Raw genomic sequence first — 15,727 nt, 5'->3', positions numbered from 1 at the left:
ACCGTACGTACGGTGGTGTGAGAGGACGGAGGTTAATCACCTCCTCCTACTCGATTAGCGCATCGACATCAATGATATAGTAGCCGTCGTCATCTGTTGTTACGACGCCTTGTTGTTTCATTTGGCTAAGTACACGACTGACTGTTTCGCGCGCAGTGCCGATCATGTTGGCTAATTCGCGAGTTGTAAGCATCGCTTTCAGCCGATAACGGCCATTGACATATACACCATTTGTTTTTGCTAATCGGATGAAAAGTCGGGCTAATTGTTCAGCTGTATTGTGAAAAACAAGTTCTTCTAAACGTGTTTGTAATTCAATAATTTTTTCACCCATGATGCGAAACAGCTTTATGCATAATTGTGGATAACAAATGAGTGTTTGTTCAAATTGTTCGATGGGGATGATGATGAGCATCGTTTCACCCATCATTTCAGCGTGTGCCGGGTATGTGCCACGTCGGAAAAAGCCGGTGTGTGGAAACATATCCCCCTCTTGTAAAATAGATATAATTTGCTCTTTTCCGCTGACATCTGTTTTGTAAATTTTCACCGTACCACGAGCGATAAAGAAGACGCGATCAAGCGGATCACCTTGCATAAAGGCCAGCGTTTTCGGTTTGTATGTGCGGACGGTTGCAATATGTACAATGGCATCTAGTTCTTCATCGGATAGTTGGGAAAATAGCGAAATCATTTTTAACTGTTCTTTTACCCAATGCATATATATCCCCTCCCGAAATGGAAAAAAACAGCTTGTCTCGTATGACAAGCTGTTTTTTCATTATGCTGTAATGCTGTTTAATTTTTTCGCTAAACGTGATTTATAGCGATTTGCAGCGTTTTTGTGGATTAAGCCTTTGCTAGCCGCTTTGTCGATTTTTTTCGTTGCAAATGCGAAAGCTTCTTTTGCTTTTTCCACGTCTTTTAACTCAACAAGCGCTTCAAATTTTTTGATTGCAGTACGCATTGCTGATTTCATAGATGCGTTATGAGCGCGACGCTTTTCGCTTGTTTTTGCACGTTTAATTGCAGATTTAATGTTTGCCATTTTTTTCACCTCCGTTAACCGATCGCAAATATATACGTTCAATACGCGACAGTTCGATGAACAATAAGAACAAGTGATATTCTACCAAACTGCTCTTAATTATGCAATAGGGCAAAGCCGGAAAAGTGCGATTGTATGAAAAAGGAGGAAAATGGATAAAACAAATGATAAAAAATGATGGAGGAGACTGTATGATCGATTTACGGCCGTATAGTGTACGAACGGATTTAGCCATTGAAGCGCATGAAATAGCGATTGAAGAACGATTACAAAGCAACCAGGAAACTTCGCTTGAGGGGGTATTGATTCGTGACTGGGAAGAAGACGGTGTTCATTTTTCATTTGTAGAAGTGACGGAAGAAGGGGAAAAAACGTTAGGAAAAAAAGCAGGGAAGTATTTAACCATTGAAGCACAAGGCATTCGCACACAAGATACAGATTTACAACAGAAAGTAGAAAAACTATTTGCCAAACATTTTCATGCTTTTTTGCAGCAACTTGGCATTTCAAAACAAGCCAGTTGCCTTGTTGTTGGATTAGGGAATGCGCAAGTGACACCTGATGCGCTCGGTCCACTGGCTGTGTCCAACTTATTGGTGACGCGCCATTTATTTCAGTTGCAGCCCGAAAGCGTCCAAGACGGATTTCGCTCGGTGAGCGCGCTCGCTCCAGGAGTGATGGGGATGACCGGCATTGAAACGAGCGATGTCATTGCAGGTATTGTCGAAAAAATTCAACCAGATTTTATTGTTGCGATTGATGCGTTAGCCGCGCGTTCGATTGAACGAGTAAATGCTACCATTCAAATTTCCGATACAGGCATTCATCCAGGATCGGGTGTTGGAAATAAAAGGAAAGAGTTAAGCGAACAAACGTTAGGTATTCCGGTCATTGCTATCGGTGTGCCAACTGTTGTTGACGCTGTATCGATTGCAAGCGACACGATTGATTTGTTATTAAAGCATCTCGGTCGCGAAATGAAGGAAGGCGATCGGGCTGCTCGTGCGCTTGCTCCAGCGAGCCTCGTATTTGGAAGGAAAAAAAAGTTAACGGAAGAAGATTTACCGAACGAATCAGATCGTTCAGCTTTTTTAGGGATGGTCGGTTTATTGGATGACGAAGAAAAGCGACAGTTAATTTATGAAGTGCTTGCCCCGATCGGCCATAATTTAATGGTTACGCCAAAAGAAGTAGATGTATTTATCGAAGAAATGGCAAACATATTGGCGAGCGGGTTGAATGCTGCTTTGCATCATCGGATTGATCAAGAAAACGTCGGAGCATACACACATTAGTTTTTTCGTTCTATCTTTCAAAGCGTTGTCATACTGATAGAGTAGACAAGCTTTGAAAGGGTGAAGTGATGAAAATGATGGTAACCGTTCACGGAGCAAATATAAAAAAGTGGCTTGTATTTATCTTGTTTACATTTATGGGGACGTTGACAGTTGTTGCCACGATGACAGCGACATCAACATATCGCTTTTCTTCTTCTTCTGTTCATGAAGTGACAAATCGGTTTTCAACCGAATCACTTGTACATTTGCTCTCTTTTGAAAATGTGTACTTTCGTCAAATGTTGCCGGAAAATAAACAACAATTATCATATTCCCAGTATTTTCTTCAAATGACGACAAGTGTGAATTTGAACGATCCACGCAGTTTGCTCGGACGAGAGCTTCCTGGTTTTTCTTTGTATGATAGCGAAATTATTGTAGCTGGGGAAGGAACGGATTTTACAAACATCCCATATGAATCGCCTCCTCCTTTAGAAGTGTTGCTTGCTGAGCGTGAAGCTGCGCAAGAACTGCTTCAGGAGGAAGAAACGCCTCCTGCTCCTGCCCCTTCACAAACGACAGGAGGAAAGAAAGTTGTTTATATTTATCATACACATACGCAAGAATCGTATTTGCCTGCATTAAAAGGAGTGACGAATCCAAACTTCGCCCATCATCCGACTGTGAATGTAACGAAAGTCGGAAAAAAATTAGGCGAAGAACTAGAAAAGCGCGGCATCGGTGTTGTTGTTGATACGACCGATTTTATCGGGAAATTGTTAAAAAATAATATGGAATATTATCAAGCGTATGATATGTCGCGTAAAACGATCGTTGAAGCGATGGCAAACAATCGTGACGTGCAATATTTAATCGATATTCACCGCGATTCCCGTCGTCGCAATGATACGACGGTGACGATTAATGGAGTGAACTATGCACGAGTATCGTTTATTATTGGTGGGGAAAATGCGAAGTATGAAAAAAATTTACAGCTTGTGACGAAATTGCATGAGTTACTAGAAAAAAAATATCCAGGGTTGAGTCGCGGAACGTTTGAGAAAAAAGGGGTCGGCACAAACGGGAAATTCAACCAAGATTTATCAGAAAACGCGATTTTAATTGAATTTGGTGGTGTGGATAACACGTTTCAAGAGTTGTATCGAACAGTATCAGCCGTTGCTGACGTATTTAGCGAATATTATTGGCAAGCAGAAAAAGTAAATGCGACACAATCGGCAGAAAAAAAGTAGGTGAGTGAGATGGTAAGATTTACGATTCAAAGTTTACTCATCGCCGTCATTTTTTTAGTAGGTGTATTGCTCGGCATGGAGCAAGCGAACGAAGGGATGCGCAAAATGAAAGGGTATAACGATCCATCGCTTGAGCGAGTTGTACACGTATCAAAAGACGAAACGATCGTGCTTGGGCAATCGATTGAAGAAAAAAAAGAAAAACTGCAACAAATGGAGACGTTTAACATGTTTTCAAAAGCGGGACAAAAACTTGCGACATTCGTTCATTCGCTCGTTGAACAAATGCTCTCATTGATACAAAAGGCAGGATAACGCTCCGCCTTTTCTTTTTTTTGCGTTGAATATTGCAAACGTTGTTGTTATAATCAAAGCTAGCGTATTTCGGAAATTATAGGAGTGGAACATAGATGAATCGTGAAGAGAGACTAAAAAGAAGGGATCGCATTCGCAACTTTTCCATTATTGCACATATCGACCACGGCAAATCTACGCTTGCTGATCGCATTCTTGAAAAGACGGGTGCGCTATCTGAGCGCGAGATGAAAGAGCAAGCGCTCGATTCGATGGAGTTAGAGCGCGAGCGCGGCATTACGATTAAATTAAATGCCGTCCAGCTTCATTACAAAGCGAAAGATGGACAAGACTACATTTTACATCTCATTGATACACCTGGGCACGTCGACTTTACGTACGAAGTGTCACGTAGCTTAGCGGCGTGTGAAGGGGCAATTTTAGTCGTTGACGCAGCGCAAGGCATTGAGGCGCAAACGCTTGCGAACGTATATTTGGCGATCGATAACAACTTGGAAATTTTACCTGTTATTAATAAAATTGATTTACCAAGTGCCGACCCTGAACGTGTTCGTCAAGAAATTGAAGATGTGATCGGTCTTGACGCATCCGAAGCTGTGTTGGCATCAGCCAAAGTCGGCATCGGGATCGACGAGATTTTAGAGCAAATTGTTCAAAAAATTCCTGCCCCATCTGGCGATCCAGATGCACCGCTTAAAGCGCTTATTTTCGACTCGCTTTATGACCCGTATCGAGGCGTTGTCGCATACATTCGCGTCGTAGAAGGAACGGTGAAAGCAGGTCAAAAAATTAAAATGATGGCGACAGGAAAAGAGTTTGAAGTCGTTGAAGTTGGTGTATTTACGCCAAAAGCGAAAGTCGTCGACGAATTGACCGTCGGGGATGTTGGATACTTAACAGCGTCCATTAAAAACGTTAGCGATACGCGTGTTGGGGATACGATTACACATGCCGACAACCCAGCAAGCGAGCCGCTTCCAGGGTATCGTCGTTTAAACCCGATGGTGTTTTGCGGATTGTATCCAATCGATACAGCGCGCTACAACGATTTGCGCGAGGCATTAGAAAAGCTACAATTAAATGATGCAGCGTTGCAGTTTGAACCGGAAACGTCACAAGCGCTCGGCTTCGGTTTCCGTTGCGGTTTCTTAGGACTTTTGCATATGGAAATTATCCAAGAACGTTTAGAACGTGAATTTAACATTGACATTATTGCAACAGCGCCAAGCGTTGTCTATAAAGTATATTTAACCGACGGAACAGAACTAGCTGTCGATAATCCATCAAACATGCCAGATCCACAAAAAATTGAACGTGTGGAAGAACCGTATGTACGTGCGACAATTATGGTGCCAAACGATTACGTTGGCCCTGTTATGGAACTATGTCAAAAGAAACGCGGTATTTTCGGTGATATGCAATATTTAGATGAGCGTCGCGTTACGTTGACGTACGAACTGCCGCTTGCTGAAATCGTATATGATTTCTTTGATATTTTAAAATCGAGTACAAAAGGGTACGCATCGTTTGACTATGAATTAATCGGCTATAAGCCGTCTAAGCTTGTGAAAATGGACATTTTATTAAACGGTGAAAAAGTTGATGCGTTATCGTTTATTGTTCATCGCGATTCTGCATACGACCGTGGAAAAGTGATCGTTGAAAAATTAAAAGACTTAATCCCGCGCCAACAATTCGAAGTACCTGTGCAAGCTGCCATCGGCAATAAAATTATTGCGCGCTCAACAATTAAAGCGTTGCGCAAAAACGTATTAGCGAAATGTTACGGTGGGGACATTTCGCGTAAGCGGAAGTTGCTTGAGAAGCAAAAAGAAGGGAAAAAGCGCATGAAACAAGTCGGCTCCGTTGAAGTGCCGCAAGAAGCGTTCATGGCTGTGTTAAAGATGGACGATCAAAAATAAACCGCAGAATGTTTCTGCGGTTTTTTGCATAGAAAAGGGTGAAGCAAATGATTCAAGCAGCATATATTCATATTCCGTTTTGTACGCACATTTGTCATTATTGTGATTTCAATAAAGTATTTTTACATCAACAACCGGTTGATGCTTATATTGACGCGTTAATCATCGAAATGGAGCGGACGTTTGAACGTGTTCCGACGCCAAAATTACAGACCGTATTTATCGGTGGGGGAACGCCGACATCGCTTACTGCTAAGCAGCTTGAGCGATTGTTGCGTGCTATTTATCGCATTGTCCCACTCGCTTCGAATGTTGAGTTTACTGTTGAAGCGAATCCAGATGGGGTAAGTGACGAACAGTTGCATGTGCTCAAGCAATGGGGGGTTAACCGCCTAAGCTTTGGGGTACAAACATTTGATAATGGATTGTTGCAGCGCATTGGACGTACACATACGAAAGAAGCGGCAACCGAGACGATTGAGCGCGCGCACAAGCTCGGCTTTCATAATATAAATATCGATTTAATGTACGGATTACCGACGCAAACGATCGATCAACTGAAAGAAACGTTACGTATAACGTTTTCGCTCCCGATTCAACATGTGTCTGCCTACTCGCTCATTATTGAGCCTAAAACAGTATTTTACAACTTGATGAAAAAACAGACGTTGCCGTTGCCAAGTCAAGAAGAAGAAGCATATATGTACGAGATCATTATGGATCAAATGGAGCAAAATGGATATGAACAATATGAATTAAGCAACTATGCTCAAAAAGGGTTTGATAGCCGCCATAATATGACATATTGGAATAATGAGTACTACTACGGATTTGGTGCAGGAGCGCATAGTTATATGAACGGCGTAAGATATGTAAACGCGGGTCCGATTAAAAAATATATACAGCTCATTGAGCAAGGGCAGTTGCCACATGTAGGCGAGCATGTTGTATCAAAAGAAGAGCAAATGGAAGAGCATATGTTTCTTGGTTTACGAAAAATCGAAGGGGTAAATAAAAATGAATTTTTTATACGATATGGAAAAACGGTGCATGACGTCTTTGATGAAGCAATCGCTTTACAAAAACAAAACGGATTGCTTGAAGAGACGGAGGAAGCGATTTTCCTTACCCATCGTGGCAAATTGCTCGGAAACGAAGTATTTCAATCGTTTCTCGGTGTTTCATCTTGACACGACAAGTGCAATTTGATACCTTAATAGTAGATTTAGCACTCGCTTTATTAGAGTGCTAACAGAGGTGATGAGCGTTGCTAACAGATCGCCAATTGTTAATTTTAAAAATTATTGTCGATGATTTTATTCGTTCAGGGCAACCGGTTGGTTCACGGACGTTATCAAAGAAGGAACAAATTACGTTTAGTTCGGCTACCATTCGCAATGAGATGGCTGATTTAGAGGAGCTCGGTTTTATCGAAAAAACACATATTTCCTCCGGTCGTGTTCCGTCTCAAAAAGGGTATCGGTATTACGTTGATCATTTATTGCCACCTTTTCGATTAACACAAAAAGACATCCAAACGATTCGATCGATTTTTCATGAGCAAATATACGAATTAGAGAAGCTTATTCAAAAATCAGCACAAATTTTATCAGATTTAACAAACTATACAACGGTTGTGCTCGGCCCTTCAGTAAAAGAACATAAATTAAAAACGATTCAAATTGTCCCGCTAAATGCGGAAACAGCTGTTGCGATCATTGTGACGGATACAGGATATGTCGAAAAACATGTCGTCACGCTCCCACCTTCTATTCCGACATCTGATGTCGAAAAGATGGTAAACATTTTAAACGATCGGTTGACGGGTGTGCCATTAGAAGATTTAACAGATAAAATTCAAACGGAAGTTACGCACGTTTTGCGTGAACATATCCAAAGCTACGACCACATGTTGCGTATGATTTCTGCTTCTTTAGATTTAAACGCGCCTGCGCAAATGTTTTTAAGCGGAAAAATGAATATGCTTCGTCAACCGGAATTTAACGACATTGATAAACTTCGTGCTTTATTTAATGTCATTGAACAAGAAAAAGAGTTTTATCGTTTATTAAGAAAGCATAAGCAACAAGGTGTGCAAGTGAAAATTGGCACAGAAAACGACGTCGAAGGAATGGAAAATTGTAGTTTAATTACAGCGACATATTCTGTTGGTGGAGAGAAACTAGGCACAATTGCGGTTCTTGGTCCAACTCGTATGGAATATTCGCGCGTGATTTCGTTGTTGAACCTTGTTGCGACCGACCTATCGAACGTATTAACGATGTGGTATCAAAAAGATTAGCGATGTCAATATTATGGATGGGGAATTTCCCCATCCGCTTTTCGAGTGTTTGAGGGAGGTGAGAAAATGGAGAAAGAACAGCGTACATATGATGAAACGGTTCAGCAACAAAATGAAGACGCACAAAGTGATCAAGCGCAAGAAGAGCAAATGCAAAGTGAAGAAGTACAACAAGAAGAAAAAGACGAGTTGGCGCTCGCTTACGAAAAAATTGCTCAATTGGAAGCGAAGTTAGCAGAAACAGAAAATCGTTTCCTTCGTTTGCATGCTGATTTTGACAATTATCGTCGCCGTGTGCGTTTAGATATGGAAGCTGCTGAAAAATATCGCGCGCAAAGCCTAGTTTCTGATTTGTTGCCGATTTTAGATAACTTTGAACGCGCATTACAAGTGCAAGTAGAAGATGAAAAAGCAAAATCGCTCTTACAAGGAATGGAAATGGTTTATCGTTCACTAATCGAAGCGCTGAAAAAAGAAGGTGTTGAAGCGATTGAATCGGTTGGAAAACCGTTTGATCCGCATGTGCATCAAGCGGTGATGCAAGTCGACGATCAAAACTATGAACCAAACACAGTCGTTGAAGAGTTTCAAAAAGGTTACAAACTAAAAGATCGTGTCATTCGTCCGGCAATGGTCAAAGTAAATCAATAGGGAGGGATTATGTATGAGCAAAATTATCGGTATTGACTTAGGTACAACAAACTCTTGCGTCGCTGTATTAGAAGGCGGTGAACCAAAAGTTATTCCAAACCCAGAAGGAGGTCGCACGACGCCATCTGTCGTTGCGTTTAAAAACGGTGAGCGTTTAGTTGGTGAAGTCGCAAAACGTCAAGCGATCACAAACCCAAATACAATCATTTCAATTAAACGCCATATGGGTACAGATTATAAAGTGCAAATCGAAGGAAAAGAATACACACCACAACAAATTTCTGCGATGATTTTACAATACTTAAAATCATACGCAGAAGCATATTTAGGTGAACCTGTTACACGTGCGGTCATTACTGTTCCTGCATATTTTAACGATGCACAACGTCAAGCGACAAAAGATGCAGGCCGCATCGCTGGCTTAGAAGTAGAGCGTATCATTAACGAGCCGACAGCCGCTGCTTTAGCATACGGATTAGATAAAATGGATGAAGATCAAACGATTCTCGTATACGACCTTGGTGGCGGTACGTTTGACGTATCGATTCTTGAATTAGGCGATGGTGTATTCGAAGTAAAAGCAACTGCTGGGGACAACCATCTTGGTGGTGACGACTTTGACCAAGTCATTATCGATTACTTAGTCGAAGAATTCAAAAAAGAACATGGCATCGATTTATCGAAAGACAAAATGGCGTTGCAGCGTTTAAAAGACGCGGCAGAAAAAGCGAAGAAAGAACTTTCTGGCGTCATGCAAACGCAAATTTCATTGCCATTTATTAGCGCGAACGAAAACGGCCCGCTTCATTTGGAAATGACGTTAACGCGCGCAAAATTTGAAGAATTGTCCGCCCACTTAGTTGAGCGTACGATGGGACCTGTTCGTCAAGCGTTAAAAGACGCTGGATTAACGCCTGCAGATATCGATAAAGTTATTCTTGTCGGTGGTTCGACGCGCATTCCTGCTGTTCAAGAAGCGATTAAAAAAGAAATTGGAAAAGAACCGCATAAAGGTGTAAACCCAGATGAAGTTGTTGCAATTGGTGCAGCAATCCAAGGTGGGGTTATCGCTGGTGACGTCAAAGACGTCGTATTGTTAGACGTGACACCACTTTCACTCGGTATTGAAACGATGGGTGGCGTCTTTACAAAATTAATTGAACGTAACACGACGATTCCAACAAGCAAATCACAAATTTTCACGACCGCAGCAGACAACCAAACAGCGGTAGACATTCACGTTTTACAAGGTGAACGCCCAATGGCTGCTGACAACAAAACGCTCGGTCGCTTCCAATTAACAGACATTCCACCAGCGCCGCGCGGTGTGCCACAAATTGAAGTAACGTTTGACATCGACGCAAACGGTATTGTACACGTACGTGCGAAAGATTTAGGTACAAATAAAGAACAATCGATTACAATTAAATCCTCTTCTGGCTTATCTGAAGAAGAAATTCAACGCATGATTAAAGAAGCAGAAGAAAATGCAGAAGCGGACCGGAAGCGGAAGGAAGAAGTGGAACTTCGCAACGAAGCCGATCATCTCATTTTCACAACAGAAAAAACGTTAAAAGAATTAGAAGGAAAAGTAGATGAAGCGGATGTGAAAAAAGCGCAAGAAGCAAAAGATGCATTAAAAGCAGCGCTTGAGGGCAAAGATATCGAAGACATTCGCGCGAAGAAAAACGCGTTGCAAGAAGTTGTGCAACAGCTTTCTGTTAAGCTATATGAACAAGCGGCTCAACAAGCGCAAGCACAACAAAGCGAAGGCAAAAAAGACGACAACGTCGTCGATGCGGAATTTGAAGAAGTGAAAGAAGATAAGTAAACAAACAAAAAGTCAAAGTCAGGCCTGCCTTGGCTTTGACTTTTTTGCTATGGAAACATCAAATGTATTGCACAACAAGTTCAGACAATGATAAAATTACGTTCATGTGAACGAGTCGGGAGTGGGTGATCATGAGTAAACGAGGCTATTATGAAGTGCTCGGTGTGAGTAAAAACGCGACAAAAGAAGAAATTAAAAAAGCATATCGAAAGTTATCGAAACAGTATCATCCAGACATTAACAAAGCGCCCGATGCAGCAGAAAAGTTTAAAGAAATTAAAGAAGCATACGAAGTGTTAAGTGATGACCAAAAGCGTGCGCACTACGATCAGTTCGGTCATACAGATCCGAATCAACAGTTTGGTGGATTCGGCGGCGCTGATTTTGATTTTGGTGGATTCGGTGGTTTTGAAGATATTTTTAGTAGCTTTTTTGGCGGTGGGCGCCGACGCGATCCGAACGCGCCACGTGCAGGGGCAGACTTGCAATATACGATGCGTTTGACGTTTGAAGAAGCGGTATTCGGGAAAGAAACAAATATTGAAATTCCACGTGAAGAAACGTGCGATACGTGCCACGGTTCTGGTGCGAAACCAGGAACGAAAAAAGAAACGTGCGCGCATTGTCACGGTACAGGTCAGTTGACGATCGAGCAAGCGACGCCGTTTGGTCGCATCGTCAATCGTCGCCCTTGTCATCACTGTGGCGGCACAGGGCAGTTTATTAAAGAAAAATGTTCGACGTGTCACGGTACTGGCCGCGTGAAAAAACGGAAAAAAATTCACGTCAAAATTCCTGCTGGTGTCGATGACGGTCAACAATTGCGTCTAGCAGGTCAAGGAGAGCCAGGAATAAACGGTGGACCATCTGGAGACTTGTACATTGTTTTTCACGTTGAACCACATGAATTTTTCGAGCGCGATGGTGATGACATTTATTGTGAAATGCCAATTACGTTTACGCAAGCCGCGCTCGGTGCAGATATCGAAGTGCCGACGTTGTATGGAAAGGTGAAATTGAAAATTCCTGCTGGTACGCAAACAGGTACAAAATTCCGTTTAAAAGGAAAAGGAGTACCGAATGTGCATGGATACGGAAAAGGAGACCAACATATTCGCGTTCGCGTTGTTACGCCAACAAAATTAACTGAACGTCAAAAACAATTATTGCGTGAATTTGAACAGCTCAGTCAAGGGAATGGCCAAGAAGACAGCTTTTTTGCAAAAGTGAAGCGAGCATTTAAAGGGGAGTAACGTGAAGGAGGAGTTGGTAGGTTTATGAAATGGTCTGAAATAAGCATTCATACAACACACGAGGCGGTCGAGGCAATTTCGAATATTTTACATGAAGCAGGTGCAGGTGGCGTCGTCATTGAAGATCCGTTTGAGCTAACGAAAGAGCGCGAAACGACTTACGGGGAAATCTACCAACTCAATCCTGACGATTACCCCGAAGAAGGCGTCATTATTAAAGCATATTTACCGGTAAATAGTTTTTTAGGTGAAACGGTCGAAGAAATTAAACAAGCGATTAACAACTTAATGTTATATAACATCGATATTGGACGAAATAAAATTACAATTAGTGAAGTGAACGAAGAAGAATGGGCGACGGCATGGAAAAAATATTACAATCCGGTTAAAATTTCTGAACGCTTCACGATCGTTCCGACATGGGAAACGTATGAACCGGTTTCAAGCGATGAATTAATTATTGAATTAGATCCGGGCATGGCGTTTGGCACAGGGACGCATCCGACAACAGTGATGTGTATTCAAGCGCTTGAAAAAACGGTTAAAGAAGGAGATATAGTCGTTGATGTCGGTACAGGATCAGGCATTTTAAGTATTGCTGCTGCGATGTTAGGGGCAAAACGTGTCCATGCGCTCGATTTAGATCCGGTTGCGGTAGAAAGTGCAAAATTGAACGTGAAGTTAAATAAAGTACAAGATGTCGTCACCGTTTCGCAAAACAATTTACTTGATCGAGTCGATGAACAAGCAGATGTCATCGTCGCAAACATTTTAGCTGAAATTATTCTTCGTTTTGTCGACGATGCGTATCGCCTGTTATGCTCAGGCGGCGTATTTATTACATCAGGTATCATTCAAACAAAAAAACAAGAAGTAAAGGAAGGGCTTCTCCGCGCTGGTTTTATAATTGAAGAAACGTTAACGATGGAAGACTGGGTTGCGTTTATTGCGAAAAAACAATAAAAAGGGTGTTCGTGTTGCAACGATATTTTGTACGTAACGAGCAAATCGTTGGCGATCACGTCATGATTTCTGGCGATGACGTCCATCATATCGGACGGGTGATGCGCATGAATGAAGGGGATCGCCTTCTTTGTTGTAATGAACGTAGTGAGACGATGCTTTGTGAGATCGAACAAATTTCCAATGATTTTGTTCGTTGCCGTATTATACAATGGATAGAGGCAAACGTTGAACTTCCTGTACACGTATATGTCGCAGGCGGATTGTTAAAAGGAGATAAATACGAACTCGTTTTACAAAAAGGAACAGAGCTTGGAGCAAAAGGCTTCCTTCCGCTCATCACCTCTCGTTCAATCGTCAAATGGGACGAGAAAAAAGGCGATAAAAAAGTGGAACGTTGGCAAAAAATCGTCAAAGAAGCGGCTGAACAGTCCCACAGGGCTTATATGCCATCTGTTTATGCTCCGATGACGATTCGTGAACTCATTGCATGGGCGCGCGACATCAATTATAAATGTATTGCGTATGAAGAAGAGGCGAAAGAAGGAAACCACCGTTTGTTTGCTCATCTTCTTCAAACGATGAACGAAGAGGACTCTCTCCTTATCGTCTTTGGACCAGAAGGCGGCCTCTCTCAACAAGAAGTGGCATTATTAAAAGAACATGGGTTTGTCGCATGTAGTCTTGGTCCACGTATTTTACGGGCAGAGACGGCACCGTTATACGCATTATCCGCGGTATCTTATGAATGGGAACTTAAGTGAGGTGATATACATGCCAACGGTTGCATTTCATACGTTAGGATGCAAAGTGAATCATTACGAAACAGAAGCGATTTGGCAGTTATTTAAACAAGCAGGATATGAACGAAAAGATTTTGAAAACCATGCCGATGTATATGTTATTAATACGTGTACAGTAACAAATACAGGCGATAAAAAAAGCCGTCAAGTGATTCGTCGCGCGGTGCGTCGCAATCCTGATGCGGTCGTATGTGTAACAGGATGTTATGCGCAAACGTCCCCTGCGGAAGTCATGGCGATTCCAGGTGTTGATATTGTCATCGGTACACAAGATCGCGGCAAAATTTTAGAGTACATTGAGCAGTTCAAACAACAACGTCAGCCTATTAACGGTGTGCGCAACATTATGAAAACGCGCGTATACGAAGAGCTTGATGTGCCTGCATTTACCGATCGAACGCGAGCATCGCTGAAAATTCAAGAAGGGTGCAATAACTTTTGTACGTTTTGTATTATTCCATGGGCGCGCGGCTTAATGCGCTCACGCGATCCAAAGGAAGTGATTCGTCAGGCGCAACAACTCGTTGACGCAGGCTATAAAGAAATTGTGTTGACGGGCATTCATACAGGCGGATATGGTGAAGATATGAAAGATTACAACTTCGCCATGTTGTTGCGCGATATCGACGAACAAGTAAAAGGATTAAAACGATTGCGTATTTCATCGATTGAAGCGAGCCAAATTACAGATGAAGTCATCGCAGTATTAAAACAGTCCGATAAAATCGTCCGTCATCTACACATTCCTTTACAATCTGGTTCAAATAAGGTGTTAAAACGGATGCGTCGCAAATATACAACCGAATTTTTCGCGGAGAGACTGGCGCGTTTACGTGAAGTATTTCCAGATTTAGCTGTTACATCAGATGTCATTGTCGGTTTCCCTGGCGAGACCGAAGAAGAATTTATGGAGACATACGAATTTATTCGCGAGCAACGCTTCTCCGAACTGCACGTCTTTCCATATTCAAAACGGACGGGCACACCAGCAGCAAGAATGCCAGATCAAGTTGATGAAGAAATCAAAAACGAGCGCGTACATCGTTTAATTGCACTTTCCGATCAATTAGCGAAAGAGTACGCATCAAAGTTTGAAGGACAGGTGCTTGAAGTCATTCCAGAAGAGCTTTATAAAGAAGATCCAACGAGCGGATTATACGTCGGTTATACAGATAACTATTTAAAAGTGAAGTTCCCAGCAACAGAAGAAATGGTCGGTCAACTTGTGAAAGTGAAAATTACAAAAGCAGGCTATCCATATAACGAAGGAGAATTTGTTCGCGTCATCGATGATGCTCATGACACCATTCGGTTAAGCTCATAAATAAAAAGAAGTTGACTTATGAACTTGGTTATATTATACTTTGAAAGTACATGTCTTAACATGTGCCAAGGATTAGCGGTTTTGTTCGGAGGGAGGGAAGTAGGATGTCGAAAACGATCGTTCGTAAAAACGAGTCGCTTGAAGATGCTCTTCGTCGCTTCAAACGTGCGGTTTCAAAAACAGGTACGTTACAAGAAGCAAGAAAGCGCGAATTCTATGAAAAGCCAAGCGTAAGACGTAAGAAAAAGTCTGAAGCGGCTAGAAAGCGCAAATATTAAAAGAGGGTGTATTTATGAGTCTTCTCGAACGTTTGAACAATGATATGAAGCAAGCGATGAAAAACAAAGAGAAAGACAAATTATCGGTCATTCGCATGGTGAAATCCGCTTTACAAAATGAAGCGATTAAACTTGGCAAAACGTTGACCGAAGATGAAGAATTAACCGTACTTTCTCGCGAATTAAAACAGCGTAAAGACTCCCTCCAAGAATTTGAAAAAGCTGGTCGCACAGACCTTGTTGATAAAGTCAAGGAAGAAATTACGGTTCTTGAACTTTACATGCCGAAGCAGTTGAGCGAAGAAGAGCTTGTGCAAATCGTAAAAGAAACGATTGCCGAAGTGGGCGCTTCCTCAAAAGCGGATATGGGTAAAGTGATGGGAGCGATCATGCCGAAAGTGAAAGGAAAAGCGGACGGTTCGCTCGTAAACAAACTTGTTCAACAACATTTAAGTTAAAACACCTTACGATATCGTAAGGTGTTTTTCTGTTTTTGAAACTTTTTTT

16 protein-coding genes are annotated in these 15,727 nt (G+C 41.9%); 14 read left to right on the top strand and 2 right to left on the bottom strand.

Annotation, left to right across the window (positions count from 1 at the left end; genetic code table 11):
- Nucleotides 1-46: 46 nt before the first annotated feature.
- Together CS060_RS09385 and rpsT are read right to left on the bottom strand one after the other, a co-directional pair.
- Nucleotides 47-721 (bottom strand): Crp/Fnr family transcriptional regulator, encoded by a 675-nt coding sequence (locus tag CS060_RS09385; protein ID WP_035050568.1) that lies wholly within the window; start codon nucleotides 719-721, stop codon nucleotides 47-49.
- A 60-nt stretch (nucleotides 722-781) separates the two neighbouring features.
- Nucleotides 782-1,048: a 30S ribosomal protein S20 gene (gene rpsT, locus CS060_RS09380; protein WP_004889444.1), complete on the bottom strand. Its 267-nt coding sequence runs from the start codon at nucleotides 1,046-1,048 to the stop codon at nucleotides 782-784.
- 191 nt (nucleotides 1,049-1,239) lie between these two features.
- Here rpsT and gpr point away from each other — a divergent pair, with 191 nt between their 5' ends.
- The 14 genes from gpr to CS060_RS09310 all read left to right on the top strand — a co-directional run bounded on the left by gpr (nucleotide 1,240) and on the right by CS060_RS09310 (nucleotide 15,678).
- Nucleotides 1,240-2,343 (top strand): GPR endopeptidase, encoded by a 1,104-nt coding sequence (gene gpr, locus CS060_RS09375; protein WP_035050570.1) that lies wholly within the window; start codon nucleotides 1,240-1,242, stop codon nucleotides 2,341-2,343.
- Between the two features lie 65 nt (nucleotides 2,344-2,408).
- Nucleotides 2,409-3,578 (top strand): stage II sporulation protein P, encoded by a 1,170-nt coding sequence (gene spoIIP / locus CS060_RS09370; RefSeq protein WP_082180331.1) that lies wholly within the window; start codon nucleotides 2,409-2,411, stop codon nucleotides 3,576-3,578.
- Between the two features lie 9 nt (nucleotides 3,579-3,587).
- Nucleotides 3,588-3,893 carry a YqxA family protein gene (locus tag CS060_RS09365; protein WP_035050573.1) on the top strand — a complete coding sequence of 102 codons (306 nt, stop codon included), beginning with the start codon at nucleotides 3,588-3,590 and terminating at the stop codon, nucleotides 3,891-3,893.
- 95 nt (nucleotides 3,894-3,988) lie between these two features.
- Entirely contained in the window at nucleotides 3,989-5,815 is a 1,827-nt protein-coding gene (gene lepA, locus CS060_RS09360) for a translation elongation factor 4 (RefSeq protein ID WP_035050574.1), read from the top strand.
- Nucleotides 5,816-5,862: 47 nt separating this feature from the next.
- On the top strand, nucleotides 5,863-7,005 hold the full coding sequence (gene hemW, locus CS060_RS09355; RefSeq protein WP_180271073.1) for a radical SAM family heme chaperone HemW: 1,143 nt from the start codon (nucleotides 5,863-5,865) through the stop codon (nucleotides 7,003-7,005).
- A 77-nt stretch (nucleotides 7,006-7,082) separates the two neighbouring features.
- Nucleotides 7,083-8,117 (top strand): heat-inducible transcriptional repressor HrcA, encoded by a 1,035-nt coding sequence (gene hrcA, locus CS060_RS09350; protein WP_035050576.1) that lies wholly within the window; start codon nucleotides 7,083-7,085, stop codon nucleotides 8,115-8,117.
- 66 nt (nucleotides 8,118-8,183) lie between these two features.
- Nucleotides 8,184-8,768, top strand: coding sequence for a nucleotide exchange factor GrpE (gene grpE / locus CS060_RS09345; protein ID WP_035050578.1), 585 nt, complete (start codon nucleotides 8,184-8,186; stop codon nucleotides 8,766-8,768).
- Between the two features lie 13 nt (nucleotides 8,769-8,781).
- Nucleotides 8,782-10,599, top strand: a complete 1,818-nt coding sequence (gene dnaK / locus CS060_RS09340; RefSeq protein WP_035050579.1) for a molecular chaperone DnaK — start codon at nucleotides 8,782-8,784, stop codon at nucleotides 10,597-10,599.
- A 131-nt stretch (nucleotides 10,600-10,730) separates the two neighbouring features.
- Nucleotides 10,731-11,852, top strand: coding sequence for a molecular chaperone DnaJ (dnaJ, locus tag CS060_RS09335; RefSeq protein WP_035050582.1), 1,122 nt, complete (start codon nucleotides 10,731-10,733; stop codon nucleotides 11,850-11,852).
- Between the two features lie 24 nt (nucleotides 11,853-11,876).
- Complete coding sequence (gene prmA, locus CS060_RS09330) at nucleotides 11,877-12,815, top strand: 50S ribosomal protein L11 methyltransferase (protein ID WP_099668901.1); 939 nt, start codon at nucleotides 11,877-11,879, stop codon at nucleotides 12,813-12,815.
- 14 nt (nucleotides 12,816-12,829) lie between these two features.
- The gene (locus tag CS060_RS09325; RefSeq protein WP_035050590.1) at nucleotides 12,830-13,579 is read left to right on the top strand and encodes a 16S rRNA (uracil(1498)-N(3))-methyltransferase; all 750 of its coding nucleotides are present in this window, start codon (nucleotides 12,830-12,832) and stop codon (nucleotides 13,577-13,579) included.
- Nucleotides 13,580-13,589: 10 nt separating this feature from the next.
- Complete coding sequence (mtaB, locus tag CS060_RS09320) at nucleotides 13,590-14,942, top strand: tRNA (N(6)-L-threonylcarbamoyladenosine(37)-C(2))-methylthiotransferase MtaB (protein WP_035050585.1); 1,353 nt, start codon at nucleotides 13,590-13,592, stop codon at nucleotides 14,940-14,942.
- Nucleotides 14,943-15,046: 104 nt separating this feature from the next.
- Nucleotides 15,047-15,220, top strand: coding sequence for a 30S ribosomal protein S21 (gene rpsU, locus CS060_RS09315; RefSeq protein WP_003393897.1), 174 nt, complete (start codon nucleotides 15,047-15,049; stop codon nucleotides 15,218-15,220).
- 14 nt (nucleotides 15,221-15,234) lie between these two features.
- A complete protein-coding gene (locus tag CS060_RS09310) occupies nucleotides 15,235-15,678 on the top strand; it encodes a GatB/YqeY domain-containing protein (protein WP_003393899.1) in 444 nt (147 codons plus the stop codon).
- The last annotated feature ends 49 nt before the right edge of the window (nucleotides 15,679-15,727 follow it).

Origin of the sequence: Anoxybacillus flavithermus (genome assembly GCF_002742685.1) — a bacterium.
GTDB lineage: Bacteria > Bacillota > Bacilli > Bacillales > Anoxybacillaceae > Anoxybacillus > Anoxybacillus flavithermus_E.
This window is presented reverse-complemented; position numbering and strand designations above follow the sequence as displayed.

Bases quoted from the DNA above. Each gene is read 5' to 3' on its own strand.
- rpsT (WP_004889444.1), bottom strand. From the start codon at position 1,048: ATGGCAAACATTAAATCTGCAATTAAACGTGCAAAAACAAGCGAAAAG.
- rpsU (WP_003393897.1), top strand. From the start codon at position 15,047: ATGTCGAAAACGATCGTTCGTAAAAACGAGTCGCTTGAAGATGCTCTT.
- mtaB (WP_035050585.1), top strand. From the start codon at position 13,590: ATGCCAACGGTTGCATTTCATACGTTAGGATGCAAAGTGAATCATTAC.
- grpE (WP_035050578.1), top strand. From the start codon at position 8,184: ATGGAGAAAGAACAGCGTACATATGATGAAACGGTTCAGCAACAAAAT.
- dnaK (WP_035050579.1), top strand. From the start codon at position 8,782: ATGAGCAAAATTATCGGTATTGACTTAGGTACAACAAACTCTTGCGTC.
- CS060_RS09365 (WP_035050573.1), top strand. From the start codon at position 3,588: ATGGTAAGATTTACGATTCAAAGTTTACTCATCGCCGTCATTTTTTTA.
- hemW (WP_180271073.1), top strand. From the start codon at position 5,863: ATGATTCAAGCAGCATATATTCATATTCCGTTTTGTACGCACATTTGT.
- prmA (WP_099668901.1), top strand. From the start codon at position 11,877: ATGAAATGGTCTGAAATAAGCATTCATACAACACACGAGGCGGTCGAG.
- gpr (WP_035050570.1), top strand. From the start codon at position 1,240: ATGATCGATTTACGGCCGTATAGTGTACGAACGGATTTAGCCATTGAA.
- dnaJ (WP_035050582.1), top strand. From the start codon at position 10,731: ATGAGTAAACGAGGCTATTATGAAGTGCTCGGTGTGAGTAAAAACGCG.
- CS060_RS09385 (WP_035050568.1), bottom strand. From the start codon at position 721: ATGCATTGGGTAAAAGAACAGTTAAAAATGATTTCGCTATTTTCCCAA.
- lepA (WP_035050574.1), top strand. From the start codon at position 3,989: ATGAATCGTGAAGAGAGACTAAAAAGAAGGGATCGCATTCGCAACTTT.
- CS060_RS09310 (WP_003393899.1), top strand. From the start codon at position 15,235: ATGAGTCTTCTCGAACGTTTGAACAATGATATGAAGCAAGCGATGAAA.